Origin of the sequence: Luteococcus sp. (assembly GCF_043424415.1) — a bacterium.
Taxonomy (GTDB): Bacteria; Actinomycetota; Actinomycetes; order Propionibacteriales; family Propionibacteriaceae; genus Luteococcus.
Genome location: NZ_JBHWOO010000193.1, coordinates 1 through 24,310, shown reverse-complemented (window position 1 = coordinate 24,310; position 24,310 = coordinate 1). Strand labels below are relative to the sequence as shown.

At 69.6% G+C, this 24,310-nt stretch carries 27 protein-coding genes and 2 tRNA genes; 17 read left to right on the top strand and 12 right to left on the bottom strand.

Annotation, left to right across the window (positions count from 1 at the left end; all coding sequences use genetic code 11):
- Nucleotides 1–57: 57 nt before the first annotated feature.
- Both ACHFFZ_RS11200 and ACHFFZ_RS11195 read right to left on the bottom strand, forming a co-directional pair.
- A complete protein-coding gene (locus ACHFFZ_RS11200; protein ID WP_394276697.1) occupies nucleotides 58–450 on the bottom strand; it encodes a cupin domain-containing protein in 393 nt (130 codons plus the stop codon).
- Between the two features lie 83 nt (nucleotides 451–533).
- A complete protein-coding gene (locus tag ACHFFZ_RS11195; protein ID WP_394276696.1) occupies nucleotides 534–956 on the bottom strand; it encodes a ChaB family protein in 423 nt (140 codons plus the stop codon).
- Between the two features lie 109 nt (nucleotides 957–1,065).
- Between ACHFFZ_RS11195 and ACHFFZ_RS11190 the strand changes: the two genes are divergently transcribed.
- From ACHFFZ_RS11190 to trxA, 6 genes are all read left to right on the top strand, one after another.
- Nucleotides 1,066–4,473 (top strand): pyruvate carboxylase, encoded by a 3,408-nt coding sequence (locus ACHFFZ_RS11190; RefSeq protein ID WP_394276695.1) that lies wholly within the window; start codon nucleotides 1,066–1,068, stop codon nucleotides 4,471–4,473.
- Between the two features lie 130 nt (nucleotides 4,474–4,603).
- Entirely contained in the window at nucleotides 4,604–5,572 is a 969-nt protein-coding gene (locus ACHFFZ_RS11185) for a hypothetical protein (protein WP_394276694.1), read from the top strand.
- Between the two features lie 35 nt (nucleotides 5,573–5,607).
- Nucleotides 5,608–6,732 (top strand): N-acetylglucosamine-6-phosphate deacetylase, encoded by a 1,125-nt coding sequence (locus ACHFFZ_RS11180; RefSeq protein WP_394276693.1) that lies wholly within the window; start codon nucleotides 5,608–5,610, stop codon nucleotides 6,730–6,732.
- 43 nt (nucleotides 6,733–6,775) lie between these two features.
- Nucleotides 6,776–7,462, top strand: a complete 687-nt coding sequence (locus ACHFFZ_RS11175; RefSeq protein ID WP_394276692.1) for a metal-dependent transcriptional regulator — start codon at nucleotides 6,776–6,778, stop codon at nucleotides 7,460–7,462.
- Complete coding sequence (locus ACHFFZ_RS11170; protein WP_394276691.1) at nucleotides 7,459–8,499, top strand: hypothetical protein; 1,041 nt, start codon at nucleotides 7,459–7,461, stop codon at nucleotides 8,497–8,499. Before ACHFFZ_RS11175 ends, ACHFFZ_RS11170 begins: the two co-directional genes overlap by 4 nt.
- A 99-nt stretch (nucleotides 8,500–8,598) precedes the next feature.
- The gene (gene trxA / locus ACHFFZ_RS11165) at nucleotides 8,599–8,961 is read left to right on the top strand and encodes a thioredoxin (RefSeq protein ID WP_394276690.1); all 363 of its coding nucleotides are present in this window, start codon (nucleotides 8,599–8,601) and stop codon (nucleotides 8,959–8,961) included.
- 114 nt (nucleotides 8,962–9,075) lie between these two features.
- Here trxA and ACHFFZ_RS11160 read toward each other — a convergent pair.
- A tRNA-Arg gene (locus ACHFFZ_RS11160) sits at nucleotides 9,076–9,151 on the bottom strand.
- 281 nt (nucleotides 9,152–9,432) lie between these two features.
- On the opposite strand from ACHFFZ_RS11160, the gene ACHFFZ_RS11155 reads away from it, so the two are divergent.
- Together ACHFFZ_RS11155 and ACHFFZ_RS11150 are read left to right on the top strand one after the other, a co-directional pair.
- On the top strand, nucleotides 9,433–10,821 hold the full coding sequence (locus tag ACHFFZ_RS11155) for a UTP--glucose-1-phosphate uridylyltransferase (protein ID WP_394276689.1): 1,389 nt from the start codon (nucleotides 9,433–9,435) through the stop codon (nucleotides 10,819–10,821).
- Complete coding sequence (locus ACHFFZ_RS11150; RefSeq protein WP_394276688.1) at nucleotides 10,814–11,224, top strand: hypothetical protein; 411 nt, start codon at nucleotides 10,814–10,816, stop codon at nucleotides 11,222–11,224. Before ACHFFZ_RS11155 ends, ACHFFZ_RS11150 begins: the two co-directional genes overlap by 8 nt.
- 120 nt (nucleotides 11,225–11,344) lie before the next feature.
- Here ACHFFZ_RS11150 and mscL read toward each other — a convergent pair whose 3' ends face one another.
- From mscL to ACHFFZ_RS11130, 4 genes are all read right to left on the bottom strand, one after another.
- A complete protein-coding gene (gene mscL / locus ACHFFZ_RS11145; RefSeq protein ID WP_394276687.1) occupies nucleotides 11,345–11,710 on the bottom strand; it encodes a large conductance mechanosensitive channel protein MscL in 366 nt (121 codons plus the stop codon).
- Between the two features lie 182 nt (nucleotides 11,711–11,892).
- Complete coding sequence (locus ACHFFZ_RS11140; protein WP_394276686.1) at nucleotides 11,893–12,501, bottom strand: SAF domain-containing protein; 609 nt, start codon at nucleotides 12,499–12,501, stop codon at nucleotides 11,893–11,895.
- Between the two features lie 53 nt (nucleotides 12,502–12,554).
- Complete coding sequence (locus tag ACHFFZ_RS11135; protein ID WP_394276685.1) at nucleotides 12,555–12,860, bottom strand: FmdB family zinc ribbon protein; 306 nt, start codon at nucleotides 12,858–12,860, stop codon at nucleotides 12,555–12,557.
- Between the two features lie 118 nt (nucleotides 12,861–12,978).
- On the bottom strand, nucleotides 12,979–13,599 hold the full coding sequence (locus ACHFFZ_RS11130) for a 5-formyltetrahydrofolate cyclo-ligase (protein WP_394276684.1): 621 nt from the start codon (nucleotides 13,597–13,599) through the stop codon (nucleotides 12,979–12,981).
- Between the two features lie 18 nt (nucleotides 13,600–13,617).
- Here ACHFFZ_RS11130 and glp point away from each other — a divergent pair, with 18 nt between their 5' ends.
- The 6 genes from glp (at nucleotide 13,618) to ACHFFZ_RS11100 (ending at nucleotide 17,785) form a co-directional block, all read left to right on the top strand.
- Nucleotides 13,618–14,955 carry a gephyrin-like molybdotransferase Glp gene (gene glp / locus ACHFFZ_RS11125; RefSeq protein ID WP_394276683.1) on the top strand — a complete coding sequence of 446 codons (1,338 nt, stop codon included), beginning with the start codon at nucleotides 13,618–13,620 and terminating at the stop codon, nucleotides 14,953–14,955.
- Between the two features lie 34 nt (nucleotides 14,956–14,989).
- Nucleotides 14,990–15,505, top strand: coding sequence for a cyclic pyranopterin monophosphate synthase MoaC (gene moaC, locus ACHFFZ_RS11120; protein WP_394276698.1), 516 nt, complete (start codon nucleotides 14,990–14,992; stop codon nucleotides 15,503–15,505).
- Nucleotides 15,502–16,014 (top strand): molybdenum cofactor biosynthesis protein B, encoded by a 513-nt coding sequence (locus tag ACHFFZ_RS11115; protein WP_394276682.1) that lies wholly within the window; start codon nucleotides 15,502–15,504, stop codon nucleotides 16,012–16,014. The genes moaC and ACHFFZ_RS11115 overlap by 4 nt, the downstream gene beginning before the upstream one ends.
- A complete protein-coding gene (locus tag ACHFFZ_RS11110; protein ID WP_394276681.1) occupies nucleotides 16,014–16,796 on the top strand; it encodes a GNAT family N-acetyltransferase in 783 nt (260 codons plus the stop codon). Before ACHFFZ_RS11115 ends, ACHFFZ_RS11110 begins: the two co-directional genes overlap by 1 nt.
- A gap of 80 nt (nucleotides 16,797–16,876) precedes the next feature.
- Complete coding sequence (locus ACHFFZ_RS11105) at nucleotides 16,877–17,638, top strand: hypothetical protein (RefSeq protein ID WP_394276680.1); 762 nt, start codon at nucleotides 16,877–16,879, stop codon at nucleotides 17,636–17,638.
- A gap of 71 nt (nucleotides 17,639–17,709) precedes the next feature.
- Nucleotides 17,710–17,785: transfer RNA gene (locus ACHFFZ_RS11100), tRNA-Ala, on the top strand.
- 63 nt (nucleotides 17,786–17,848) lie between these two features.
- Here the strand turns inward: ACHFFZ_RS11100 and ACHFFZ_RS11095 are convergent.
- Genes ACHFFZ_RS11095 through ACHFFZ_RS11075 form a run of 5 tightly spaced genes read right to left on the bottom strand, consistent with a single transcriptional unit; the run spans nucleotide 17,849 to nucleotide 22,822 of the window.
- The gene (locus ACHFFZ_RS11095) at nucleotides 17,849–18,937 is read right to left on the bottom strand and encodes a tyrosine-type recombinase/integrase (protein ID WP_394276679.1); all 1,089 of its coding nucleotides are present in this window, start codon (nucleotides 18,935–18,937) and stop codon (nucleotides 17,849–17,851) included.
- Nucleotides 18,934–19,143 (bottom strand): helix-turn-helix transcriptional regulator, encoded by a 210-nt coding sequence (locus ACHFFZ_RS11090; protein WP_394276678.1) that lies wholly within the window; start codon nucleotides 19,141–19,143, stop codon nucleotides 18,934–18,936. The genes ACHFFZ_RS11095 and ACHFFZ_RS11090 overlap by 4 nt, the downstream gene beginning before the upstream one ends.
- Nucleotides 19,144–19,146: 3 nt before the next feature.
- Entirely contained in the window at nucleotides 19,147–20,691 is a 1,545-nt protein-coding gene (locus ACHFFZ_RS11085) for a replication initiator (protein ID WP_394276677.1), read from the bottom strand.
- A complete protein-coding gene (locus ACHFFZ_RS11080; RefSeq protein ID WP_394276676.1) occupies nucleotides 20,688–22,394 on the bottom strand; it encodes an FtsK/SpoIIIE domain-containing protein in 1,707 nt (568 codons plus the stop codon). Before ACHFFZ_RS11080 ends, ACHFFZ_RS11085 begins: the two co-directional genes overlap by 4 nt.
- Before the next feature lie 2 nt (nucleotides 22,395–22,396).
- Nucleotides 22,397–22,822 carry a plasmid replication, integration and excision activator gene (locus ACHFFZ_RS11075; RefSeq protein WP_394276675.1) on the bottom strand — a complete coding sequence of 142 codons (426 nt, stop codon included), beginning with the start codon at nucleotides 22,820–22,822 and terminating at the stop codon, nucleotides 22,397–22,399.
- A 217-nt stretch (nucleotides 22,823–23,039) separates the two neighbouring features.
- Between ACHFFZ_RS11075 and ACHFFZ_RS11070 the strand changes: the two genes are divergently transcribed.
- The 3 genes from ACHFFZ_RS11070 to ACHFFZ_RS11060 form a co-directional block, all read left to right on the top strand.
- Entirely contained in the window at nucleotides 23,040–23,636 is a 597-nt protein-coding gene (locus tag ACHFFZ_RS11070) for a helix-turn-helix transcriptional regulator (RefSeq protein WP_394276674.1), read from the top strand.
- Nucleotides 23,626–23,952, top strand: coding sequence for a divalent-cation tolerance protein CutA (cutA, locus tag ACHFFZ_RS11065; protein WP_394276673.1), 327 nt, complete (start codon nucleotides 23,626–23,628; stop codon nucleotides 23,950–23,952). Before ACHFFZ_RS11070 ends, cutA begins: the two co-directional genes overlap by 11 nt.
- Before the next feature lie 81 nt (nucleotides 23,953–24,033).
- A partial coding sequence (locus ACHFFZ_RS11060; protein ID WP_394276672.1) for a hypothetical protein occupies nucleotides 24,034–24,310 on the top strand: 277 nt, incomplete at its 3' end.

Genomic DNA, 24,310 nt, shown 5'->3' with positions numbered 1-24,310 from the left:
GTGTGCCGGCCCCGGACAGCCTCCGGGCCGGCGCCGGTGCTCGTCCGGTGGTGCCTTTCAGTCGTGCGGCAGCAGCATCGTGACCGTCAGCGTGGTGGGCTCCAGCGCCCGCACGGCGTGACGCAGCATCGGGGTGAGATGCAACAGCGCACCGGGTTCCAGCTCGAGGCTGCGGTCGGGCAGGGTGAACTCGACCTTGCCGCGCAGCACCTGGATGAGCACGGGGTGACGTGCCGCATGCTCGCGCAGCTCGTCGCCGGCCTCGAACTCGAAGGCGACGACCTTGGTGGTGGGCAGGTCGAGCACGGCCTTGGCCCCGGGCCTGCCCTTGCGCCCGGTGGACTGGCCCCGCACGTCCTCGACGAGGGTGGCCTGGCCGTCGGTACAGCCGGCCAGTTCGCCCTGGTCGACGTGTCCGTCGAGGGGTGACTCAGGATCACTATTATTCACGGCAACTCCCTTGTTATATGGCTTGCCCTCAGGCTAGTCCCGCAAGGGTCCTCGGGGAAGGGGTGGCCGCCGCCGGGTGCGGGTCAGTCCTGGCGAGCCTCGCGGGTGGCGCGGTCATTGGCCTTGCGCAGGGCCTCCACCAGTTCGTCCTTGGTCATGGTGCTGCGCCCCTCGACGTCCAGGCGCCGGGCCAGCTCCATCAGGTGCTCCTTGGTGGCATTGGCGTCGACGCCGCCGGCCGTGGGCGCCGAGCTACCGCGACCCTGTTCGGCGCGCTCGTCGGAGGGTCCGGCCTCGTCCTTGGGCTCCCAGTGGTCGCCGACCTTCTCGTGGGTGTGCTTGAGCGAGGCATAGGCCGTTCGGGCGGCGCGTTCCTCGTCGTCATAGCTCTCCATCGCGGAGTCGTAGGTGTGGGCGAAGGTCCGCTGCGCCTTCTCGTCGGACCGGGCCAGAGTCGAGGGCAGTTCGGACTTGCGGGGGCTGTCGTCCTTGTTCGTCTTCGGCATGTGGCCGAGCCTGGGAAACGCTCCGGACACCCGCCAGACCCCCAGGGGGGCCTGCGCGCCGACGCGAGACGTGTCCGGGCCGAAGCGGCGGACCCGTTAGGTTGGCGCCATGTTCACCAAGATTCTGGTCGCCAATCGTGGCGAGATCGCCGTACGCGCCTTCCGCGCAGCCTATGAGCTGGGCCTCGAGACCGTCGCCGTCCACCCCTATGAGGACCGCAATTCCGAACACCGCCTCAAGGCCAACGAGTCCTACCTGATCGGTGAGCAGGGCCATCCCGTGCGCGCCTACCTCGACATCGACGAGGTGGTGCGCGTGGCCAAGCATTCCGGCGCCGACGCCGTCTACCCCGGCTACGGCTTCCTCTCGGAGAACCCCGAACTGGCCCGTGCCTGCCAGGACAACGGGATCACCTTCATCGGCCCGCCCGCTGACGTGCTCGAGATGGCCGGCAACAAGGTGCGCGCCCTGGCCGCCGCCCGCGAGGCCGGCGTGCCCACCCTGCGCTCCTGCGAGCCCAGCACCGACGTCGACTGGCTGGTGGATCAGGCCGACCAGATCGGCTTCCCCGTCTTCGTGAAGGCCGTCGCCGGCGGTGGCGGCCGCGGCATGCGCCGGGTCAACAGCCCAGAAGAACTCACCGAGGCCCTGGGCGCCGCCATGCGTGAGGCCGAGAGCGCCTTCGGTGACGCGACGGTCTTCCTGGAGCAGGCCGTCGGGCGACCCCGCCACATCGAGGTGCAGATCCTGGCCGACCAGCACGGCAACGTGATGCACCTGTTCGAGCGCGACTGCTCCATCCAGCGCCGCCACCAGAAGGTGATCGAGATCGCCCCGGCACCGCACATCTCCGACGAGCTGCGCGAGGCCCTCACCCGCGACGCGGTGAAGTTCGCCCAGGCCATCAACTACTCCTGCGCCGGCACCGTCGAGTTCCTCGTCGAGACCGAGGGGCCGCGCGCCGGCGAGCACCACTTCATCGAGATGAACCCCCGCATCCAGGTGGAGCACACCGTCACCGAGGAGATCACCGACGTCGACCTGGTGCAGGCCCAGATGAGGATCTGCGCCGGGGAGAGCCTTGCCGACCTGGGCCTGTCGCAGGAGAGCCTGGAGATCCGCGGTGCTGCACTGCAGTGCCGCATCACCACCGAGGACCCTGCCAACAACTTCCGCCCCGACACGGGCACCATCACCGCCTACCGCTCCGCCTCCGGCGCCGGCATCCGCCTCGACGGCGGCACCGTCGGTGCGGGCGTCGAGATCGGCGGCCACTTCGACTCGATGCTGGTCAAGATGACCGCCCGCGGGCGCGACTTCGACATGGCGCTGCGCCGGGCGCGAAGGGCACTGGCCGAGTTCCGGATCTCGGGCGTGAGCACCAACATCCCCTTCCTCAAGGTGGTCCTCGACGATCCCGACTTCGCCGCCGGCGAGCTGTCCACCGGCTTCATCGACGAGCGGCCGCAGCTGCTGCGGGCCCGGCCCCGCGCCGACCGCGCCACCAAGATGATGCGCTGGCTGGCCGACGTGGCGGTCAACAAGCCCAATGGCGAAGCCATCGCCGGACTCGACCCGTCGGCCAAGCTGCCTGACATCGACCTGTCCGGCCCGGTGCCCGACGGCCCCCGCACCCGCCTGCTCGAGGTGGGGCCGGCTGCCTTCAGCAAGGAGCTGCGCGCCCGCGACGGCGTGGAGGTGACCGAGACCACCTTCCGCGACGCCCACCAGAGCCTGCTGGCCACCCGGGTGCGCAGCCGCGACCTGCTCGGCGTGGCCCCGCACTATGCCCGGATGCTGCCCGAACTGTTCAGCGTCGAGTGCTGGGGCGGCGCCACCTACGACGTGGCGCTGCGCTTCCTGGGCGAGGACCCGTGGGAGCGGCTGGCCCGGCTGCGCGAGGCGATGCCCAACACGCTGCTGCAGATGCTGCTGCGCGGGCGCAACACCGTCGGCTACACGCCCTACCCGACCGAGGTGACCCGTGCCTTCGTGCAGGAGGCCGCCGCGGTGGGCGTCGACGTCTTCCGCATCTTCGACGCCCTCAACGACGTCGAGCAGATGCGCCCGGCGATCGAGGCGGTGCTGGAGACCGGGACGACCATCGCCGAGGTGGCGCTGTGCTACACCGGTGACCTGAACGATCCGGCCGAACAGATCTACACCCTCGACTACTACCTGGACCTGGCGCGCCAGTGCGTCGAGGCAGGAGCGCACATGCTCGCCATCAAGGACATGGCGGGCCTGCTGCGTCCGCCGGCCGCGGCGAAGCTCGTCACCGCCCTGCGCGAGGCCTTCCCCGAGGTGCCGCTGGCGCTGCACACCCACGACACCGCCGGCGGTCAGCTCGCCACCCTGTTGGAGGCGATCCGCTGCGACGTGGACGTCGTCGACGTCGCCAGCGCCCCGATGGCCGGCACCACCAGCCAGCCCTCGGCCTCGGCGCTGGTGATGGCCCTGGCCAACACCCCCAAGCAGACGCGCCTGGACCCGCGGGCCGTGACCGACCTGGAGCCCTACTGGGAGGCGGTCCGCAAGGTCTACCACCCCTTCGAGTCCGGCCTGGCCTCGCCGACCGGCCGCGTCTACACCCACGAGATCCCCGGCGGGCAGCTGTCGAACCTGCGCCAGCAGGCCATCGCGCTGGGCCTGGGCGACAAGTTCGAGCAGATCGAGGCCATGTATGCCGCGGCCGACCGCATCCTGGGCCGGCCCACCAAGGTGACTCCCAGCTCCAAGGTGGTGGGCGACCTGGCCCTGCACCTGGTGGGCGTGGGCGCCGACCCGGCCGACTTCGAGGCCGACCCGCAGCGCTTCGACATCCCCGACTCGGTGATCGGCTTCCTCAACGGCGAACTGGGCCAGCCCCAGGGCGGATGGCCCGAACCCTTCCGCAGCAAGGCGTTGGAGGGACGCAAGCAGCCGGTGCGCACCACCGAGGTGGCCGACGAGGACCTCGCCCTGCTCGCCGAGCCCGGCCGCACCCGCCAGGAGACGCTGAACCGGCTGCTCTTCCCCGGCCCCACCAAGGACTTCGAGGCCTACCGGGAGGAGTACGGCGACCTGTCGGCGCTTCCGACCCTGCCCTACCTGTTCGGCTTGCAGCCCGAACAGGAGCTGGTGGTGCACCTGGAGAAGGGCATCAGCCTGATCCTGGGCATCGACGGCGTTGGCGAGCCGGACAAGAAGGGCAAGCGCACCGTGCACGGCAAGGTGAACGGCCAGCTGCGCCCGGTGCGCGTGCAGGACCGTTCGGTGAAGCCCGAGACGGCCGCCGCGGAGCGGGCCGACCTGTCGAAGCCGGGCCACGTGGCGGCTCCCTTCGCCGGGGCCGTGACGGTGCAGGCAGAGGTGGGCCAGACGGTGGCGGCCGGCGAGACGGTGGCCACCATCGAGGCGATGAAGATGGAGGCCTCCATCACCTCCCCGGTGGCCGGCACGGTGCAGCGCGTCGTGCTGTCCGGCACCACCCAGCTGGAGGGTGGCGACCTGCTGCTGGTGGTGGAACCCGCCTGAACCGGCGCACGGCCGGGCGGCTTGCGGCGACGCAATAGGGTGGGCTCGTGAACCCACGATCTCGTCGCCTGGTCGTCTCGGGCGTGCTCCTGCTGCTGGTGCTGATCGTCGTCGCCGGGGCCTTGCTGTGATGCTCCGGCAACGGGTCGGCCTGGCCGCAGGACTCCTGCCGCTGCTGGCCCTGCCGTTGCTGGCCCCGGTGGCCACGGCCGCGCCCGGCCTGGACGATGCCGTGGATTCGCTGACCGGTCTTGCCATCGACCCCTCGTCGGGGTTCACCTGGACCAGCGACACCTCCCGGGTGGTCGCGCATCGCGCCGACGGGCAGCGGGCCGGTGCGCTCACCCTCGACGTGCGGCCCACCGACGTGGAAGGCCTTGCCTTTGGCAATGGCAGCCTGTGGATCGGCGACGTGGGCGACCGGCAGGGCTCCCGCTCCCAGGTGCAGGTGCTGCGCGTGGAGTCACCCGAACCGGGCTCCAGCGCACGCACCGAACGCTTCGTTCTGCGCTATCCCGACGGCGCCCACGACGCCCAGGCGATGACGGTGAGCCCCAATGGCCGCATCTACGTCATCACCCGCGGCGCGCGGCCCGGCATCTACCGCACCTCGACCACGCCCCAGGCCTCCACCTCCCAGTCGGTGCAGGGCAATGACCTCACGCGCATCGCCGACGCGCCGGGCGGGGTCACCGATGCCGCCTACAGCAGCGACGGCAGCCAGCTGGTGCTGCGCAGCGCCCGCGCAGTGCACGTCATCGACGGGCAGGAGTTCACCGAGACCGCCTCGGCCGCCCTGGCCAGCGGCAGCGGGGGCTTCGCCATGGCGCCCGGCCAGGCGGGCATGGTACTCAGCGACGGCGAGGGTGTGCTGGTCGACGTCGCCCTGCCGGCCACGCTGGTCCAGCTCCCCGACGATGCCGAGGCAGCCGACCCGCGTGACCGGGCGGGCAGCCACAGTGCGAGCCCCTCGGCCAGGCCGGCACGCCCAGCCCCGGACGCGGGCACCGGGGGCGGCAAGGCCAGTACTGTGTGGGCACTGGCTGTGGCGGGGCTGATCTCCCTGGCCGCGGTCGCGGTGGTCTGGTTCAAGCGCTGAGTGACGGGCCTCGTCACCCTCCATGAAAGGCAGGCATGGCCATGATCGCGTGCCGGCAGGTCGTCACGGGCCTCGCCGGCCACCCGCAGGAGCTGACGCTCCGCGTGGACGAGGGCCGCATCGTGCGCCTCGAGGAGGGCATCAACCCCGATGCGGTGCTGCTGGAGGGTTGGCTGGTGCCGGGCTTCGTCGACACCCACTGCCACGGCGCTGCCGGCGCGGTCTTCGCCGCGCCCGAGGTGGACGACGCGATGCGGGCCCTGCTGCACCACCGCCGCCACGGCAGCACGACGGTGGTGGCATCGGCAGCCACCAGGTCCCTCGACGTGCTGCTCGACGAGGTGGAGCGGCTGCGGCTGCTGGTGGACCTCGAGGAGCTGGCCGGCATTCACGTGGTGGCGGCCTTCCTGGAGGGGCGCGGTGACGACGACGATCCCGCCGCGGAGCTGCAGGCCGCCTTGGCCGAGGTGGTCGCCGCCGCCGGGCAGAGCCTGCTGATGGTGACCCTGCCGCCGGAGCGTCCGGGCGCCCTGGAGGCGACGCGGAGCCTGTGCGAGGCGGGGGTGACGGTGGCCGTGGGCCACACCAGCGCCGATGACGTGCTCACCCGGGAGGCGATCGAGGCGGGCATGCGGGTGGCGACGCACCTGTTCAATGCCATGCCCGAGATGCGCCACCTCGACCCAGGGCCGGTGCCGGTGCTGCTCACCGACGACCGCGTCACCTGCGAACTGGTCTGCGACGGGGCCCACGTCGACGAGAACGTGGTGCGCCTGGCGATCCGCGCCGCGGGCATCGACCAGATCAGCCTGGTCTCCGATGCGATGAGCCTCAGCGGGCATGCCGACGGTGCCTACGAACTGGGTGGGATGCCGGTGCAGGTGATCGACCAGGTGGTGCGCACCCTCAACCTGGATGCGACGCCGGGTGCGGTCGCCGGCTCGACGCTGACGATGGACCGGGCCTTCTCCTTCGTGGTGGGGCTGGGATTCAGCGTGGTGGAGGCCTCCCGGATGGCCAGCACCACCCCCGCTCGCGCCCACGGCCTCACCCAGGTGGGGCGGCTGGCCCCCGGCACCTGGGCTGACCTGTGCCAGGTGGACGAGGACGGCCGGCTGCAGGCGGTCATGCGGCGCGGGAATTGGCTGGACGGGCCGTGACGTTGAGAGACTGGGAGGATTCCGTGGCCATGAGGAGCACAGCGTGAACGAGCTGATCGACACCACTGAGATGTACCTGCGCACCGTGTACGAACTGGTGGAGGAGGGCATCGCCCCACTGCGTGCCCGCATCGCGGAGCGACTGCACCAGAGCGGCCCGACCGTCTCGCAGACCGTCGCCCGCATGGAGCGCGACGGCCTGCTGACGGTGCAGGACAACCGCCAGATCGCCCTGTCCGAGAAGGGCACCGAGATGGCCGTGGCGGTGATGCGCAAGCACCGGCTGGCCGAACGCCTGCTCGTCGACGTGATCGGGCTCGGCTGGGAGCAGGCCCACGACGAGGCCTGCCGCTGGGAGCACGTGATCAGCGACGACGTCGAGCAGCGCCTGGTGGCGATCCTGGACGATCCCCGCGAGTCGCCCTATGGCAACCCGATCCCGGGCCTGGGGGTCAAGGGCGGGCTCCAGGACGACCAGGCCTTCCGCCGCGGCCTGCAGCCACTGTCCGAGCTGGTGGGCGAGACCGCCACCACCGTGGTGCTGCGACGCATGAGCGAGCATGCCCAGACCGATCCCAGGACCCTGGAGGTGCTCTCCCGGGCAGGCATCCTGCCCGGGGTGACCTTCACCGCCCGCACCGAGGCGGGACTGTTGTGGCTGGACCATGACGGTGAGACCGTCGAGATCCCCTTGGAGGTGGCCGAGGGCCTGTTCGTGGGCCGTCCATGATCAGTTCCGAGGCGCTGGTCAGCCTGTGCGAGCAGCACTGGTACGACGCGGCGCTGTCGATGCTCAACCAGCGGATCGCCGCGGGCGACGGCGATCCGGCGATCGCCGAGGCACGCCTGCTGGCCAGTGTCGCCCAGCGGGTGATGTCGCTGGATGCGGAGGACTTCGACCACATCGTCGTCGACGTCCGTGACCGGCCGTGGGCGGCGCGCCTGTCTGCCTGCGGTTTTCCGCACGGGCCGCGCGACCCCCAGCGGGGGGCCCTGGCCTCGCTGGTTCCCCTCTACGAGCTGATGCTGGAGGTGCTGAACCTGCGCGCTGAGCGGGCCGAGCCGCAGCTGCTGGTGGTCACCGCCCACCTGATCGCCGAGTACCTGTGCCAGCTGGCCTGGGAGCCGGCGCTCGGGCACAGCGGCGACCCCCTGCTGATGGGTCGTACCGTGGGGGAGCGGTGGGGCACCGACGACCCGACCTGTCCGCACAACTCGGCGATGCGCGCCACGGCCCGGCGTGCGGTCAATGCGGCCAGCGGCGATGCGGTGGGCTTCACCAGCTACCTGGACAAGTTCCACTCCCGCCTGGGCGACACCCTGGCGGTGTGCGCCATGAACCACCTGACCATCAATGTCGGTGAACGCCCCGACATCGGCCCCACCTGCGCCAGTCCCTGCGGCTGGGCGGTGCGGGGCACCCGGGAGGAGCGACGCCAGCTGGACGCCCGGGTGCGCCTGGCACTGGTCTACCTGGACAGCCCCCTGGTGGCGCTGCGCCACCACGCACCGGTGGGGCACTTCTTCGGGGTGCCGTCGGTGGCCGAGATCTCGGAGGGCTGGTTGCGCACTTGGGAGAAGCTCTCCCAGCAGTGGCCCGACGGCTCGAACCCGCTGGTGGGGGCGCTGCCCACGGATCCTGGCGAGGCCCTTCCGGGGCTCAGCGCCCTGGTTTCCACGGTGGCCGGACGCACGGTGGGGCAGGGGTCGCTGCTGCGCGAGATCGGCGACGACATCATCGCGGCCCTGCGCCGGGCACGCGCCTGAAGCTCTTGCGGCAGCCGGAATATCGACGCGCGGGCTCTGGTTGTACCCCATGACGGGCGCGCCAACCGTGCGCCGACGACTTTGACAGGAGTGGTAGCCATGGCACCCGTGGCCATCGACAAGGACACCTTCGCGAGCACCATCAACGACAACGACATCGTGCTGATCGACTTCTGGGCCGGCTGGTGTGGCCCGTGCATGCGCTTCGCGCCGATCTACGACGAGGCTGCCGAGCGCCACGCGGATGTCACCTTCGCCAAGGTCGACACCGAGGAGGAGCGCGACCTGGCCGCCGGGCTGGAGATCACCTCGATCCCCACGCTGATGGCCTTCCGCCAGGGCATGCTCGTCTTCCGCCAGGCCGGCCTGCTCAATGGCTCCCAGCTGGACAAGCTGGTCGAGCAGATCAAGGAGCTGGACGTCGAGGAGCTGAAGAAGAAGGCCGCCGAGCAGCAGGCCTGAGCCAGCACCGCGTCGTCTCAGGACGCAGCACGACGGAGGGGGCGGATCCACGTGGATCCGCCCCCTCGCTGCGCCCTGCCGGACAAGCTGGCCGGACAAGCCGGCGGGGCGACGTGGCGACCCTGGGATGATTCGAACATCCGACACACGGTTTAGGAAACCGTTGCTCTATCCCCTGAGCTACAGGGCCAGCTGCGTGGATCCATCCTAGGGCGGCCGGATGCCCAGCGGCCAATCCCCCGCGCACACCGTGGCCGGCCACGGTGCGGACCCGGCAGACTGATGAGGGGCTGAGGAGGGCCCTGACTGGGCCTTCTATGGTTTGCGGCGGCTCTGGACGGACGTACTGTTGTGCCCATGGACGGCGTCTCGCGTCGTATGTCTCCTGGGGGTGGGTAGACGGCTTCGGCCCTGCGCGAGCGCCGTTCTCCTTTTCTGCCCCGCGATGCCCGCAGCCCCTAGGATCGAGCCATGAGTGCCAAGGGTCTTGAACTTGCAATCGAGAAGATGCGCACCGCGAAGGTCAGCGAACCGGCCATCGAGGTGTTCAGCCACTACTACGAGCAGCTGGAATCGGGCGCCACGGGCCTGATCCGCGAGGACACCATCGATCCGCTCATCGATCCGCCCATGCTGGACGACGTCGAGGTCGACGAGCAGCAGGCGCGCGAGGCGATGGCCACCACCGTCATCATCAAGCTCAACGGCGGACTGGGCACCTCCATGGGCCTGGACAAGGCGAAGAACCTGCTGGAAGTGCGCGACGGCAAGACCTTCCTCGACATCATCGCCCAGCAGGTGCTGGCCGCCCGCGAGCAGTACGGCGCACGCATCCCGCTGCTGCTGATGAACTCCTTCCGCACCCAGGACGACACCCTGGAGGCGCTGGCGAAGTACCCCGAGCTTGAGGTCGACGGGCTGCCGCTGGACTTCCTGCAGAACCAGGAGCCCAAGCTGCTGGCCGACGGGCTCACCCCCGCCGAGTGGCCGGCCGATCCCAGCCTGGAGTGGTGCCCGCCGGGCCACGGCGACCTGTACCCGGCCCTGATGGGCTCGGGCGTGCTCGACCAGCTGATCGAGGCCGGTTTCCGCTACGCCTCGGTGAGCAATGGCGACAACCTCGGCGCGGCCCCCGATGCCCGCGTGGCCGGCTGGTTCGCCAGCACCGGCGCCCCCTATGCCGCCGAGCTGTGCCGCCGCACCGTCAACGACCGCAAGGGCGGCCACCTGGCCGTGCGCAAGTCCGACGGCCAGCTGGTGCTGCGCGACACCGCCCAGTGCGCACCTGAGGAGATGGACTACTTCACCGACGAGCACCGCCACCCCTTCTTCCACACCAACAACCTGTGGCTCGACCTGGTGGCCGTGCGCGATGCGCTGGCCGAGCGCAAGGGCGTGCTGGGGCTGCCGCTGATCCGCAACGAGAAGACCGTCGACCCGGCCGACGGCTCCTCGCCGAAGGTGATCCAGGTGGAGAGCGCGATGGGTGCCGCGATCGAGGTCTTCGCCGGTGCCACCGCCATCTGCGTGGGACGCGACCGCTTCCTGCCGGTCAAGACCACCAATGAGCTGCTGCTGCTGCGCTCCGACATCTACGAGCTGGACGAGTCCGGCCACCTGGTGGCCCAGGCCGACACGCCCGGTGTGAGCCTGGACAAGCCGTACAAGCTGGTGCAGGAGTTCGAGAAGCGCATCCCCCAGGCGCCGTCGCTGCGCCGGGCGAGCTCCTTCACGGTCCTGGGTGATGTCACCTTCGGACGCGACGTGAGCGTGGTGGGCAATGTCGAGGTGCAGGCCTCGGCGCCGGCGACGGTGGCCGACGGCACGGTGCTGGAGGGCAAGGTTCAGCTGGATGCCTGATCCGGCACAGGACATGGGGCCCGACGAGGCCCTGCTGACGGCCGTGGTGATCGCCCTGACCGGCGAGACCGCGGCCGTCGCCGTGCCGGATCGGCCGGGTTCGGCGGGGGATGTGGTCGAGGCGGTCGTCGAGGAACTGGCCGGACGAGGCTGGAAGGCGCCCCGGCTGCAGGAGCTGCGGCGCTCCCGGCAGGAGGCCGAGCAGCCGTGGCCCTTCACTGTGCCGCGCGAGGTGCTGGCCGTGGCGGGTTTCGCGCGTTACGAGGCGGTGCTGCGCGAGGTGCGGGCCCGGCTCGGTCTCGACGGCCTGGTGCCCACCCGGCACGTCGGGCCGAAGGTGCTGGGGCCGGCCGAGCAGCGGCTGCTGGCCGAGGTGCCGCCCCACCACGGCTTCGTGGGGTGACGACCGGCCAGGTCAGCTCGTCAGAGCGTGCGACGCCCCGCCATCCTGGAGGGTGGCGGGGCGTCGTGGTTCGAGCGTGTGCTGCGAACCGATCAGTGTTGACCGATCAGTGCGAACCGATCAGAGGGCGCGGCGCTGGGCGGCCATCAGGTCGCGGATCTCGGCCAGCAGGCTCTCGGTGGTGTCCGCGGGCTCAGCGGGCTTGGTGAAGCGGGCCTTGGCGGCCTCGTAGGGCTTCACGATGAAGAAGTAGACCACGAAGGACATGATCAGGAAGGCGACCAGGGCGGTCAGGAAGGGGCCGACGGAGGACATGCCGAAGGGCTTGAATGCGTCGAAGTTGGGCGAGCCGCCAAGCCTGGCCAGCAACTCGATGATGATCTTGGTGAACGCGGTCACCAGAGTGGCGAAGGCACCGCCGATGATGAAGGCGACGGCCAACTCGATGAGATTGCCGCGCATGATGAAATCCTTGAAACCCTTCATGGGTCGCTCCTTGTGACTGGCAGGCGACCCGGGTTCGGGCCTCACAACTGCGTGGACAACACTAAGTGCTGTTGAACGTTCACAGCTCCAGATCGCCAGGTGCGGACAGGTTGCCTCCACAGAGCCCTCTCAGGCACGGCTATCACCTGGGCCATGAATGCTGCCAGGAGTGCGCGGAGGCCTCACCCGAGGGCCACCCCCAGGCCCTGCCCACCGGCCCAGGCCGCGAGTCTGCTGGCCGTCTCGGGATCGGCGCTGACCACGAGCAGGCCCTGGTCCGAGCCGCCACCCCCGCCCGCCGGTGGGACCGAGGCAACCCGCACCCGACTGGCCAGCGTCACCGCCTGCCCGTCCTCGCCCGGCGAGACCACCGTCACCCGGTCACCCACCCGCACCATCGCCAGCACCTGCGGGTCCTGCACCCGGAAGGGCACCAGCAGCTCACCATTGCGCGTGGCCTGCCCGGCCTCCACCACCGACTGCTCGGTCAGCGGCAGCCCAGCGTCGACCGGCGAGGCCAGCACCCGGCCGGTGAGCCGTCCCGGATCATCCAGGGCCCCGTCGGGAACCAGCGCGGGTGGGTAATGGGCCAGTCGCAGGTCGCCCGCAGCCAGGGAACTGCCCGCGGGCAGGGCACGGGCCGCCACCAGGACGTCGACGGTGGCGGCAGGCGCCGGGCGCAGCACCGTGAGCGCCAGCAACACGGCACAGGCCGCACAGAGTGCAGCGAGCGGGCGGCGGTGCCAACGCACCGCCCGGGCCACCGAGGCCCCGAAATCAGAAATCCTCACGCCCACAGTGTGTGGGTCGTGAGGATCTGGCGGTCAGCCGTGCACAGGCAGGGTCAGTCGCTGCTGGCTGTGGATGACGAGCTGCTGGTGGAGTCCTTCGAGGAGGAGCTGCTGCTCGACTCGCTCGAGGAGGCGGCCTTGTCGCTGCTGGAGCTCGACGAGGCCGCCGCCGAGGAACCCTTGGTGCGGTTGTCGGTGGCGTAGAAGCCGGAACCCTTGAACACGACACCCACGGCGTTGTACACCTTGCGCAGGGTGCCACCGCAGCTCTCGCACACGGTCAGGGCGGGGTCGCTGAACTTCTGCACGCGCTCGATCTCGGAGCCGCACTCGGTGCAGCGGTACTGGTAGGTAGGCATCTCAATCCTCACTGGCCGCTCCCTGGTGGCGGGGGCGGGGCCGCCAGAGTCTATCGAGCAGGTCGGGGCCAGCAGAAATCGTCGCTTGGCGCGTCCGGATCGTTGTATCCGGGTCGGCTCAGTGGCAGCGCACCAGTCCGCTGGGGAGCACGACCATGTCCACCCGGCGGTCGTGCGGCTCGGTGGGCAGGTCGTCGGCCAGCTCGTCCTCGTTCAGCAGCATCCACACCTGGGCGCGCTCGTCCACCGCGGACAGGGCACGGTCGTACCAGCCGCCGCCCACGCCCAGGCGGCGTCCGTCGCGGGTGCCGGAGAGCCCCGAGCAGATCACCAGCTCGGCCTGGGCCAGCAGCTCGTTGCCGTGCGCCTGCCCGGTGGGTTCGGGGATGCCCCACAGTCCCGGGCGCAGGGTGGCCGGGCCGTCGAACCAGGCCCAGGCCGGGTCATGGCGCGGGCCGTCGGGGGTGGGGGAGAGCACCGGGCACATCACCTTGTGACCCAGGGTCCACAGCGCCGTGGCCAGTTCGATGGTGCCCGGTTCGGGGCGTGTGGCGTGCGGCGGCACGGAGAGGTAGATCGAGATCGTCGACGGCTCCACCCCGCGCAGTGCGGCCAGCACCAGGCCGGTGCGGGCGCGGTCGTCATCCAGTCGCTCGGAGGCCGGTCGGGCCTGTCGTCGCTCGATGACCTGCTGGCGGCGTTGCTGCTTGGAGAGTCCTTCTGAGTCGACGATGCCCATTCGCCTATCGTAGGCGCCATGGCATTGTTTGGTCGCAAGAAGATCGTGGAGGAGCCGGAGCCCGTCGAGCCGGAACCGGCGCCGACGCTCCCCGAGCCCCCCGCCCCCGGTGCGAGCGGCATGCGCATCATGGAGGACCATCGCGACTACCTGCTCAGCCTGGTGGAGCCGCTGCCCCCCTTCGGCATGAACCTGCTCGACGCGTGGGGCCTGGCCCTGTGTGAGGACATCGATTCCGAGACCGACCTGCCGGCCTTCGACAACTCCCAGATGGACGGCTTCGCGGTGCGCGCCGCCGACGTCGCCGCAGCCACCCAGGGCGAGCCGCTGGTGCTGCCGGTGGTCGCCCACCTCGCGGCGGGAGAGGCAGGCAGTGAGGCGCTCGCCGAGGGCAGCGCGATCAAGATCATGACCGGTGCTCCCATTCCCGAGGGCGCCGACGCCGTCGTGCCGATCGAGTTCACCGATGCCGCCGCCGGCCAGGGCGGGCAGGAGAAGGTGAAGGTCTACGAGGCCGTGGAGGAGGGCGCGTACGTGCGCCGTCGCGCCTCCGACATCCGCGACGGGGACCGGCTGATGCACCGCGGGCAGGTGCTGGATGCCCGCAGCATCGGCCTGCTGGCCGGGGCGGGCATCGACAAGGTACTGGCCCGTCCGCGCCCGCGCGTCGTGGTGGTCTCCACCGGCGCCGAACTGGTGGAGCCGGGCCGCACGATCTCCACCCCGGGGCAGATCCACGACGCCAATGGCTTCATGATCGCGGCCGCCGCCAAGGCCGAGGGCGCGCAGGTGTGGCGTGTCCAGGTGCCCAGCGATGATCCCGAGACGGTGCGCGAGGTGATCGGCGACCAGCTGATCCGCGCCGACCTGCTGGTCACCACCGGCGGGGTCAGCAAGGGCGACCATGACGTCGTCAAGCAGGTGATGCCCACCCTGGGCCTGTGCGACTTCGCCGAGGTGGCGATGCAGCCGGGCAAGCCACAGGGCTTCGGCCTGATTGGTGAGGACAGGGTGCCGATGGTGATGCTGCCGGGCAACCCGGTCAGTGCCTATGTCAGCTTCCAGGCCTTCGTGCGGCCCCTGATCCGGCGCCTGATGGGGGTGGAGCCGGTGGGTCACACGCCCGTGCCATGCGTGGCAGGGTCCCCGATGCAGTCGGTCAAGGGCAAGCTCCAGTTCGGACGGGCGGTGGTGCGCGAGGAGCGCGGCCGTCGCGTGGTCGACCTCGTGGGAGGACATTCCTCGCACCTGCTGGGGGACCTGGCCCACTGCAATGCCCTGGTGCTGCTGGACGAGGACATCGACCTGGTCCACGCCGGCGACCGCGTGATGGTCTGGAGGCTCGACCATGACTGAGCGCCCACCCTTTCGTCCCAGCTCGGTCGACGACATGGTTCCCGACGTCGCGCGAGCCGGATCCGAGCCGCACCCCTTCCCGCACCTGAGCGAGAAGGGTGAGGCGCGGATGGTCGACGTCAGCGAGAAGCAGGTGACCGCCCGCAGCGCCACCGCCAAGGGCATGGTGCTGCTCAGCGCGCAGTGCCGCGAGGCGCTGCGCGACCAGAGCCTGCCCAAGGGCGACGCCCTGGCCGTGGCGCGCATTGCCGGTGTGATGGGTGCCAAGAAGACCAGCGACCTCATCCCGCTGTGCCATCCGCTGCCGCTGACCGGTGTCGACGTCACCCTGCACCCGAACGAGGTGGGGGTGGAGATCGTCGCGACCGTGCGCACCACGCACCGCACCGGCGTCGAGATGGAGGCCCTCACCGCCGTCTGCACTGCGGCACTGGGCCTGGTGGACATGGTGAAGGCCGTCGACAAGCACGCCCGGCTCACCGACGTGCGCGTCACTGCGAAGAGTGGCGGGCGCAGCGGCGACTGGACCGAGCAGGAGGACGGACGGTGAGCCCGGCCGGTGCGACGAACCTGGCCCGCGCGGCGAGCCTGGGACGCGCGGTGGTCATCACCGCCTCCGACCGTGCCGCCGCCGGCGTCTACGCCAACCGTTCCGGACCGCTGGCCGTCGAGGGCCTGCAGGCGATGGGTTTCGAGGCCGAGGTGGTGGTGGTCCCCGACGGGGAGCAGGTGGGCACCCAGATCCGAAGCGCCGTCGACTCCGGTGCCGTCGTGGTGCTCACCACTGGCGGCACCGGCCTGGGGCCGCGCGACCTGACACCCGAGGTGACCGCCCCGCTGCTGACCCGTGAGCTGCCGCACCTGGCCGACTGGATCGCCCGTCGCGGGCTGGAGCAGGGTGTGGCCACCGCGGTGCTCTCGCGCGGGCTGGCGGGCATGGTGGACGGCTGCATCGTGGTGAACCTTCCCGGCTCGGTCGGGGGAGTGCGCGACGCCCTGTGGGTGCTGGACCAGGTGCTGCCGCATGCCGTGGCGCAGGCCGCGGGCGGGGACCACTGATGGAGCACCACCTGATCCGTCGACGGCGCCTGAGCGTGGTGTCCGACACCGCGCCGCCGCAGGTGGCCAGTGATCCCGAGTCCTTGCTGCAGGCGCTCGGCGTGCGCTTCCCGGCGCAGCACTCGTGGCCGGTGGAAGTGCGCTGCGGACCGGTGGTGCTTCGTCCCGTCCACCGCCGCGACCGCAGCTCCTGGCACGAGGTGCGTCAGCGCAATGCCGTCTGGAATGGCCCGTGGGATGCGACGATGCCGTCGGGTGGCCGCGCCACCTCGACCGATTTCGTCGGGATGGTGAAGAACTTCGACCGCCAGGCGCGTGAGCTGCGCACCCTGGCCTTCGTGATCTGTTGGGACGAACACTGGCCGCGTGAGTCGACACCGGGGCGCAGGCTTCCGCTGGCGGGGCAGTTGACGATCAGTGGCATCACCTGGGGCTCGGCGAACTTTGCCCATGCCGGCTACTGGGTGGACCAGGCGCTGGCGGGGCGGGGCGTGATGCCGACGGCGCTGGCGCTCGGCACCGACTACTGCTTCATCACGTTGGGCCTGCACCGGATGGAGGTCAACATCCGGCCCGAGAACGCCAAGAGCCTGCGTGTGGTCGAGAAGCTGGGCCTGCGCGACGAGGGCATCCGTGAGCGCTACCTGCACATCGACGGGCAGTGGCGCGACCATCGCAGTTTCGCCGTCTGCACCGAGGACGTTCCCGACGGCCTCTTGGGCCCCTTCCTGGCCTCCGATACGCCCCGCTGGCTCTCCGGACACCTCCGAACTGGCGCCTGAGTCCAAGAAATCATCCCAAAGGGTGCAACACGCCTGGTTGAGTGATGGTCTGCGGACCATGAGCCAGTACGCTTGGCCCCGTGACGGGACTCATCTTGGTGGCAATGGCCTTGGCGTGGATTGCCTACCTCGTGCCGTCCTTTCTCGCGAAGCGGGATCCTTCTGACAACGAGGATTTCGACGTGTTGCAGGGGCTCACGGAGCCTCGCCAGGTGGTCGCCCGTTCCGTCGTCGCCCTGGAGGGTGACCAGAGCGAGGTCTCGACACCCTTGATGCGCCGCGCCGTCCGCGCCGAAATTCACCGTGAGGCCAGCACCGCCGCCCGTCGCCGCCGCCGCATCCTGCTCGGCCTGGCTGGCCTGACCGTCGGTGCCGGTGTGCTCGTCGCCCTGGACCAAGCCGCTTGGTATGCGCCGGTGGTCCTGGCTGTGCTGCTGCCGGTCTTCCTCGGCCTGTGCCGCTACAGCGTGGTGAAGCTCAATGCTCGTCTGGACGAGCGCCTGGCTTCCCTGGAGCCCGACTGGCGCGAGGACACCATCAGCTTCGAGGTGCCGGCCGGCCTGCGCTCCGCCGCCGGAACCGAGGACTCCCGTGAGCTGTCGATCGAGATCAGCGCCCCGGTGGAGGGCCTCAACGGCAGCCTGTGGGATCCGATCCCGGTGACCATGCCCACCTACGTCAGCAAGCCGATGGTGCCGCGCACAGTGCGCACCATCGATCTGTCCGCGCCGGAGCCGACCCAGTCCTTCCGGCGCAACCCCGTCGTGGCCGAGGCACCCGAGAGGGAGTACGGCTCGCTGGCCGAGCAGGTCGACGAGCGGCCGCGGGTCGTGGGGGAGTGAGCGCCGGTTTCCCTGCCCCGCCCGACGGGTGCTAGGCTGTATCCGCTGTTCACGCAGCAACAAGTTCACAAGGGGCATTGGCGCAGTTGGTAGCGCGTCTCGTTCGCAATGAGAAGGTCAGGGGTTCGAATCCCCTATGCTCCACCAGCAAGAAACCTCGCTGACTAGGAAGAACATTTCCGGTCATGCGGGGTTCTTTCGATTTCTGGGTCATTGCGACACCTCTCGCGGGCCCCCGGCGGTCCCCAGCCCCTCATCGGGCCCAGCATTGAGCCTTGCCAGACCGGCAATGTCGGCGGCGGTCCCCAGGTGGTGCAGGTACCGGTTCGTGGTGGCGATGGACTCGTGGCCCATCCATGCCTGCACGGTCCCCGGGTCGACGCCACGGGCCAGCCACAGGCAGGCAGCGGTGTGGCGCAGGTCGTGGATGCGTCGGCCTTGGCCGGTCGTCTTCCAGTCGAGGGTCCGGACGACGGCGTTGCGGTGCAGCTGGGCGCCCATGTAGGTGGTGAGCAGCAGGTCGTCCGGCCCCTTGCCCAGGGTGAACCGCTTGATGATCGGCAGCACCCGGTTGGCGACGGGCACGCGACGCGAGCGGCCACTCTTGGTGGCCTTCACGCCGACACCCTCGGGAGCCGAGCGACGCACCAGCAGGGCCGGGCTGGGCACCTCCACGACGTCACCCACTCGCAGCTCACGGGCTTCGGCCCAGCGCAGTCCGGTCCAGCCGAGGACGAGCATCACGTCGGCCAGACGGGGGTCACGCAGCGCCCAGGCGTCGTGGACGGCTTCGAGCTCGTCCTCGGTGAAGGGGTGCAGCTCGACGGGTGGGGCGGAACTCTTGGGCACCCGGACGGCCGTGACGGGGTTGGTGGCGATCAGCTTCTCCCGCACGCACCAGGCGAAGAAGACCGACAGGCTGGCGCGGTAGCGCACCACGGAGGTGTGCCCGAGCCCACGGGACAGCAGCGCCTCGAAGGAGCGGGCCACCTCGCGGCCACTGACCGCCGAGACCTGCAGGGCCTGCAGACTGGTCGGGACGAGGCGCAGCAGCTCGCGGTCGGTCTGCCAGGTCTTCACCGCGACGGTGGTCCGCCGGATCTCGAGCCAGCGGGGGAGAAGGTCGCGCACCCGTTCCTTGCCGGCGCGGGGATCGACGCCACCGGCAAGCGCCGCTCGTTCGCGGGTGAGCCAGGCGTTCGCCTCGCGGCGGGTGTCGAAGGTGCGGGATGCCACCTTGACTCGTCCGCTCTTGAGGTGGGCCCGCCAGCGTCCGTTCGGGGTCTTCTCGATGCTCACGCAGCAGCCCGCCTCAGCCAGGCCTCCACGTCGGCGCGCAGATAGCGGGGGCAGGTGGACGACAGCCAGGTGCAGCGCGGCCCCTGTCCGGTCTTGCGCCAGCGGCACAGGGTGGACGGCGAGACGCGGATCCACTGCGAAAGCTCTTCGCTGGTCAGGTACTCCGACACGATGCCGGCGGCCGGCTTGGTGAGGGTGGTGGTCATGGTTCAGCTCTCCTTTGAGTGGTGGGGGTGTGTGGTTGCGGCCTTCCATTGCGCGTATTCGCGGGCGCGGGCGGCAGCAGCCAGGGCAAGCGCCGCGTCGGCGGTGGTGTCCCAGCCGGTGCCGTCATAGGCCCAGTCGCGCAGGACGAGGGTGGTGTCGTCGTCCTCGTCGTCGGCAAGCAGGTCGACAGTGGACCAGTCGATGTGCCGGCCGGTGCGCTGCTGGTCGGCCATGAGTGACTGGAAGCGGGCACGGGCCCGTCGCAGAGCGCCCAGAGTGATGGAGTAGCGGCGGCTCTTGGTGGAGAAGTGGCCGCGGAAGCCGAGTTCGTGCGACCACTTGCCCAGGTGCGCGTACACGTCGAGGCCGTCCTTGCCGACAGGTTCGGTCAGGACGTGGCCGGTGCGGCGGAGGGCGTCGCGGCTCTTGGCGTGGCCGGACCAGATCCGGCACAGGGTGACGAGGCGGTCGAGGTGCGGGTTCGACGTGTCGGCGTGTTTGGCCGCAGTGGCGTCCTTGGTGGCGTACTTGGCGAGGTAGCCGGCCACCTGGGCGGGCTGCAGCTCACCATCCGGGTCGTCCGGTCGGTGGCTGGTGCGGACGGGCTTCGCGTCGACCTGAGCGCCGAAGACGAGCAGTGCCGGACGGATGGACGCATGAGGCGCGGGAGCGACGTAGGAGACCGCACAGGCCGCGTCGCGGGCTGTCTGGGCGAGGAGGTCGGAGCTGATCCCGGCAGGTGCGGGGGCACCGATGCCCTGGGCGACAGGGCCGTCGAGGCGGATCAGGGCGTGGAAGTGGACGGCTCCGCGGGTCTGCATCTCGGCGACCTTGGCGAACTGCACCGAGCACGCGTCGTTGATCTTGGAAGGGGCCACACCGAGCGCGGTGGCCAGGTGGCGACGCAGGGTGATGGTGAAGCGTCGCCACAGTTCGGGGGCCCACCACTGCCACATCAGGTGATGGTCGTAGCGGTAGCAGTCGGGGCAGATGGGTTGCCCGAGCAGCGTGTCGTTCTCATCGTGCCGCAGGTTGCACCACTGGGGCCTGCCGTGGGGGCAGAGCCGGCCTTCGCGGCGCGGGTGACAGGGCTTCCCGCCGCGGGTGCCGTGTACCGGGCCGAAGGACGGGGCGGTGAGAGTGAGGAAGACCAGGGGATTGTCGGCCACGGTCTCGGGGATGTTCTTGCCGCCCTGGACGCCGCAGCGGATCACCTCGAAGGTGTCGCGGGCATACAGGCGGGAGCACGACGGGCAGACGGATTCGCGGCGGTTGCCGCAGCGCTGAAATAGGACGCCGAGGGGCTGGTCGGCGGACCGGAAGACGCTCAACACCTCACCCGTCGCGGCGTCGATCCGGGTGGTGGAACCGGACAGGCGGATGGGGTGCGCGCAGTGGCCGACGTGGGCGGCAGCGGTGGCGAAGGCATCGAAGGTGCCGTCCTTGATGCGGTCGAGGAGCTGGGCGGCCATGCGGGGGCTCAGATCGAGGTCGAGAGGGGATGCCTCACCGAACCCGTCGAAGTGAGCCCCCGCAAGAGTGGTCATGCCGCCTGTCCCTCCCGCTCCCCGAGCCTGTTGAGGGGCTCGCCACGGTCCTTGAGCTTGTCGAAATGACCTTGCCCGCCACTGTTGCGAGGCTGCCGGGGCTTGCGCGGGGCCCGGGGCTTGCGCGCTCTGGGCATGACGTCCTGGGATGCAGCGTTGCCGTCAGGAGCGTTGGTGATTTTGGGCGCCGACGACAGCGCTGCTTCCGCAACCTGCTGCTCGGTGGGCAGCTCGACCACCACGGGGGACGGATACAGGCGGGCGACCTCGCGGATGGTCTTGTCGGGCCAGTAGTCGGCGCGGACCTTGTCGAAGGTGCCGTCCTCGTCCTGGATCCAACCGGTGCCCTGCTGCGAGCGCAGGATGCGGTGCGCGGGAGCCACGCGGGTGGTCTCGTCACCCAGCACCATGCGCGTCTCGGTGGAGCTGTTGAGGCGCAGCGCGAGGGCCTGCGTGAACAGGTTTCGCATGCCGACGATCTCTTTGCGCGGGTCCTGCACGGCGGCGAGCACGACGACGCCGAGGGCGCGGCCCTGGGTGAGCACCTCCGACAACAACCGGGAGGCCTCCTTCACGACCTCGGGCGGACCGTAGGAGGTGAGCACGGCCAGCTCGTCAATGACCAGGACGTGTAGCGGGTCGCCGGGGCGGGGCTGGTGCAGGCGTGAGACACCGGCCATCACCGAACCGCGGGCTTCGATCACCCTGTGGAGCTGGCGCAACACCTCCAACGCCTGGGTGGGGGTGGTGGCCATGCAGCAGAAGAGCTGCTTGCCCATGGACAGTTCGAGGCCGTGCTTGAGGTCGATGCCCCACAGCTGCACCTCTCCCGTAGGAACGGCCGGGGCCAGGTTCCCGACCACCGACCACATCGGCGAACCCTTGCCCGAGCCGGACGCGCCCACGATCAGCGTGTGCCGCCCGATCACCTGTAGGCGCCAGGTGGCACCGGACTGGGTACGGCCGGCGGCGACGACACCCAGAGTGTCGATGTCGTCGCGGGTAATGATCGACGCCTCACGGCCGGAGGCGAGGGCGTTGCGCATCATGAGCTGCACCTCCACCTGGCACTCGGAGACGAAGGCGCACCGGCCCGAGGTGGCCGCGGCGGCGACCTGCAGGGCGGGGACGGCGGCCTCGATCTCCTCCAGGGTCTGCCCGATGCGGGCGCGGACGCGCAGCACCAGCAGGTCGCCACGGGTCTCGACGCGCGACAGGTACGGCGCTACCCAGTGCTTCACCTCGCGGGGCTCGCGGACGTACTCGGTGTGGTCACCGACCCGGATCTTGCGGGTGACCTTCTCGACGCGGGTGCGCTGCACCGACAGCCCACATTCGCGGGCCAGCTCGTCCCAGTTCTTCCGGGCCCACCGGCGCCACTGGTGACGACGCCACGGCCCGGCCACCCACCGGTCGAACGTGAACGGGTTGACCAGAGACCAGAGCACCCCGACGACCAGCGGAACCACCCACAGTGCCAGCGCGACCCACATGCCAACGTAAGCGGCGCGACTGTCGATCGCCACCACGAACAGCGACGTCAGCCAGCCGACGTAACAGGTGGCCAGCCACAACCGCGAGTACCAAGCTCCCTTGCCGAGGCGGGCCAGGAACCGGCACGACAGCGTCACCGACCCCCACACGCCCCGGCCTGCCCGGCGCCACACCAGCCTCGAGGGGCGGGCCACGCTCACCACGGACATGATCAGGCCGCCTTGCCCTGGTCACGGGTGGTCTGGGTGGTCTCCTTGAATCCGGTCGCGCGGATGGACCAGGCAACGCGCGAGTACTCGCCGTTCTTCTCGACGTAGGCGCCGACAGTCAGCCCCTCGAAGGTGACCGGGATGACGGGCAGGTTGCCCGGATTGGCCGGCGGGACAGGCTGGTGACGAGCGGCGATCTTGACCGTGACGGCCTTGTTCTTGCCGTGGACGGTCGGATCGTTGTCGAACACGGTGATCTGCCACAACGGCAGACCGGTGTCCGGGTCGATCTGCTGCGGCTTGCTGCCATCCGGACGCTTCGGCGCGTTGAACTCGACCGCCGGACGCGGCACCTCCCCGCTGGGAAGCAGAGCGCCGCCCGGGAAGAGCGTCTCGTTGTCGACGGGAAGCTTGCGCGAGATTGCCATGACCACTCCTTCGTGACACATCCGACCGTTCGACCGGACGTATGCGTCATCTTGCAGCACGGCAGCCGCCAGCGCAAGACGTTCTAGGCATCCATTGCAGACGTTTACGTCATTGCATGTTCTCGGTGTTCCGCATGCTGGCGTCGAGCGGCGACCCAGGCGACACCGCACCCCGAATATGTGGAGCATTTATTGCTTGGTCAGGCATCATGTCCTTATGGACATGGCAGACGTCATTCGCGCGCGCCGCGCTCGCCTGGGCATGTCGCAAGCGCAGCTCGCGCAGCAGGCCGAGGTGGCAGTGCGCCAGATTGCCCGGTACGAGGCGGGGGAGCAGCAGCCAGCCCTCAACGTCGCACAGAAGATCGCGAACGCGCTCGACATAACCTTGGACGAGCTCGCCGGCAGCTACAGCGACGGCTTGGACCTCTCGGGGGACTGGTACATGTCGTGGCAGACCTGGAAGGACGGTGTGGAGTACTACACCGTCCAGAGGGTCCACGTTGCCCAGAAGAACGACCGCCTGGTCTTGGTGGCCGAGCGTGGCGACGGCGAACTTGAGGACGGGTACTACGCGTGGCGCGGGGAGCTGCGCCTGTGGGACAACGACACTCTGCTGGGGTGGTATGTGGCCAGCGACGGCGCGTCGCGTTCCAAGGGGACCCTGATATTCAGACTGAACCCGCAAGGCTTGCACGCCGAGGGATTGTGGACGGGCATCAGTTATGACGGGCTGTTGGCTGGGAGAGGCAGCATGGCTCGCACCCAAGAAAAGGCGCTCGCCATAGCGAAGGACGATCCCAATGCAGGATAACCCCATTGCCGTGGCGATCTCGGGCCCGAACGAGAATCAGCTTGGTGCCCTGTGCCGGACACTAGTGAATGAGCGCCTCGCAGCCTCCGCCAACATCACTCCGCAAATCCGGTCGATCTACTGGTGGAATGAGGCTGTACAGGATCACGCCGAATCTCTTGCCTTGCTGCACACGGTGCGGGCGGCCTTTCCGTCGATAATAGCGCGAGTAAAAGAACTGCACCCATATCAGCTTCCGCAAATTGTTTGTATGCCCATCGACGCAAGTCCCGAATACTTAGCGTGGATCCGGAGTTCTACCGCGCAGCGCAGCTAAACCTCCCGCTGCGGAATCGCCCATGCCCGCATCCAGTCACACCCGCGACGAAGAAGGTCCCTACCGATGCAAGATCCCCCAGTGAAGCTGGATGCCCCATGGCAACGCTTTGATACAGAGCGAGAGTTCAGCGACTTCATGGAAGCTCTACTTAAAAGAGAGCATGCTGACGCCGACTGCGTCTGGTCGCCCGATGATTCCGGGGGAGATGGGGGGCGCGATTGCGTCGTCGAATATCCCGACCGCCGATTGATCTATCAGTTCAAGTTCTACAAAGACGGCCTTACCTCCAAGCCAGACTCCCGAAAGCGTCAGATAAAAAAGTCGTTCATCGCAGCGGCAAAGTACAACCCAAATA

Coding starts and splice junctions, on each gene's coding strand:
- ACHFFZ_RS11195 (WP_394276696.1), bottom strand. CDS start 956: ATGCCGAAGACGAACAAGGACGACAGCCCCCGCAAGTCCGAACTGCCC.
- ACHFFZ_RS11190 (WP_394276695.1), top strand. CDS start 1,066: ATGTTCACCAAGATTCTGGTCGCCAATCGTGGCGAGATCGCCGTACGC.
- ACHFFZ_RS11185 (WP_394276694.1), top strand. CDS start 4,604: ATGCTCCGGCAACGGGTCGGCCTGGCCGCAGGACTCCTGCCGCTGCTG.
- ACHFFZ_RS11180 (WP_394276693.1), top strand. CDS start 5,608: ATGGCCATGATCGCGTGCCGGCAGGTCGTCACGGGCCTCGCCGGCCAC.
- ACHFFZ_RS11170 (WP_394276691.1), top strand. CDS start 7,459: ATGATCAGTTCCGAGGCGCTGGTCAGCCTGTGCGAGCAGCACTGGTAC.
- trxA (WP_394276690.1), top strand. CDS start 8,599: ATGGCACCCGTGGCCATCGACAAGGACACCTTCGCGAGCACCATCAAC.
- ACHFFZ_RS11155 (WP_394276689.1), top strand. CDS start 9,433: ATGAGTGCCAAGGGTCTTGAACTTGCAATCGAGAAGATGCGCACCGCG.
- ACHFFZ_RS11150 (WP_394276688.1), top strand. CDS start 10,814: ATGCCTGATCCGGCACAGGACATGGGGCCCGACGAGGCCCTGCTGACG.
- mscL (WP_394276687.1), bottom strand. CDS start 11,710: ATGAAGGGTTTCAAGGATTTCATCATGCGCGGCAATCTCATCGAGTTG.
- ACHFFZ_RS11135 (WP_394276685.1), bottom strand. CDS start 12,860: ATGCCTACCTACCAGTACCGCTGCACCGAGTGCGGCTCCGAGATCGAG.
- ACHFFZ_RS11130 (WP_394276684.1), bottom strand. CDS start 13,599: ATGGGCATCGTCGACTCAGAAGGACTCTCCAAGCAGCAACGCCGCCAG.
- glp (WP_394276683.1), top strand. CDS start 13,618: ATGGCATTGTTTGGTCGCAAGAAGATCGTGGAGGAGCCGGAGCCCGTC.
- moaC (WP_394276698.1), top strand. CDS start 14,990: ATGGTTCCCGACGTCGCGCGAGCCGGATCCGAGCCGCACCCCTTCCCG.
- ACHFFZ_RS11110 (WP_394276681.1), top strand. CDS start 16,014: ATGGAGCACCACCTGATCCGTCGACGGCGCCTGAGCGTGGTGTCCGAC.
- ACHFFZ_RS11090 (WP_394276678.1), bottom strand. CDS start 19,143: ATGACCACCACCCTCACCAAGCCGGCCGCCGGCATCGTGTCGGAGTAC.
- ACHFFZ_RS11085 (WP_394276677.1), bottom strand. CDS start 20,691: ATGACCACTCTTGCGGGGGCTCACTTCGACGGGTTCGGTGAGGCATCC.
- ACHFFZ_RS11080 (WP_394276676.1), bottom strand. CDS start 22,394: ATGTCCGTGGTGAGCGTGGCCCGCCCCTCGAGGCTGGTGTGGCGCCGG.
- ACHFFZ_RS11075 (WP_394276675.1), bottom strand. CDS start 22,822: ATGGCAATCTCGCGCAAGCTTCCCGTCGACAACGAGACGCTCTTCCCG.
- ACHFFZ_RS11070 (WP_394276674.1), top strand. CDS start 23,040: ATGGACATGGCAGACGTCATTCGCGCGCGCCGCGCTCGCCTGGGCATG.
- cutA (WP_394276673.1), top strand. CDS start 23,626: ATGCAGGATAACCCCATTGCCGTGGCGATCTCGGGCCCGAACGAGAAT.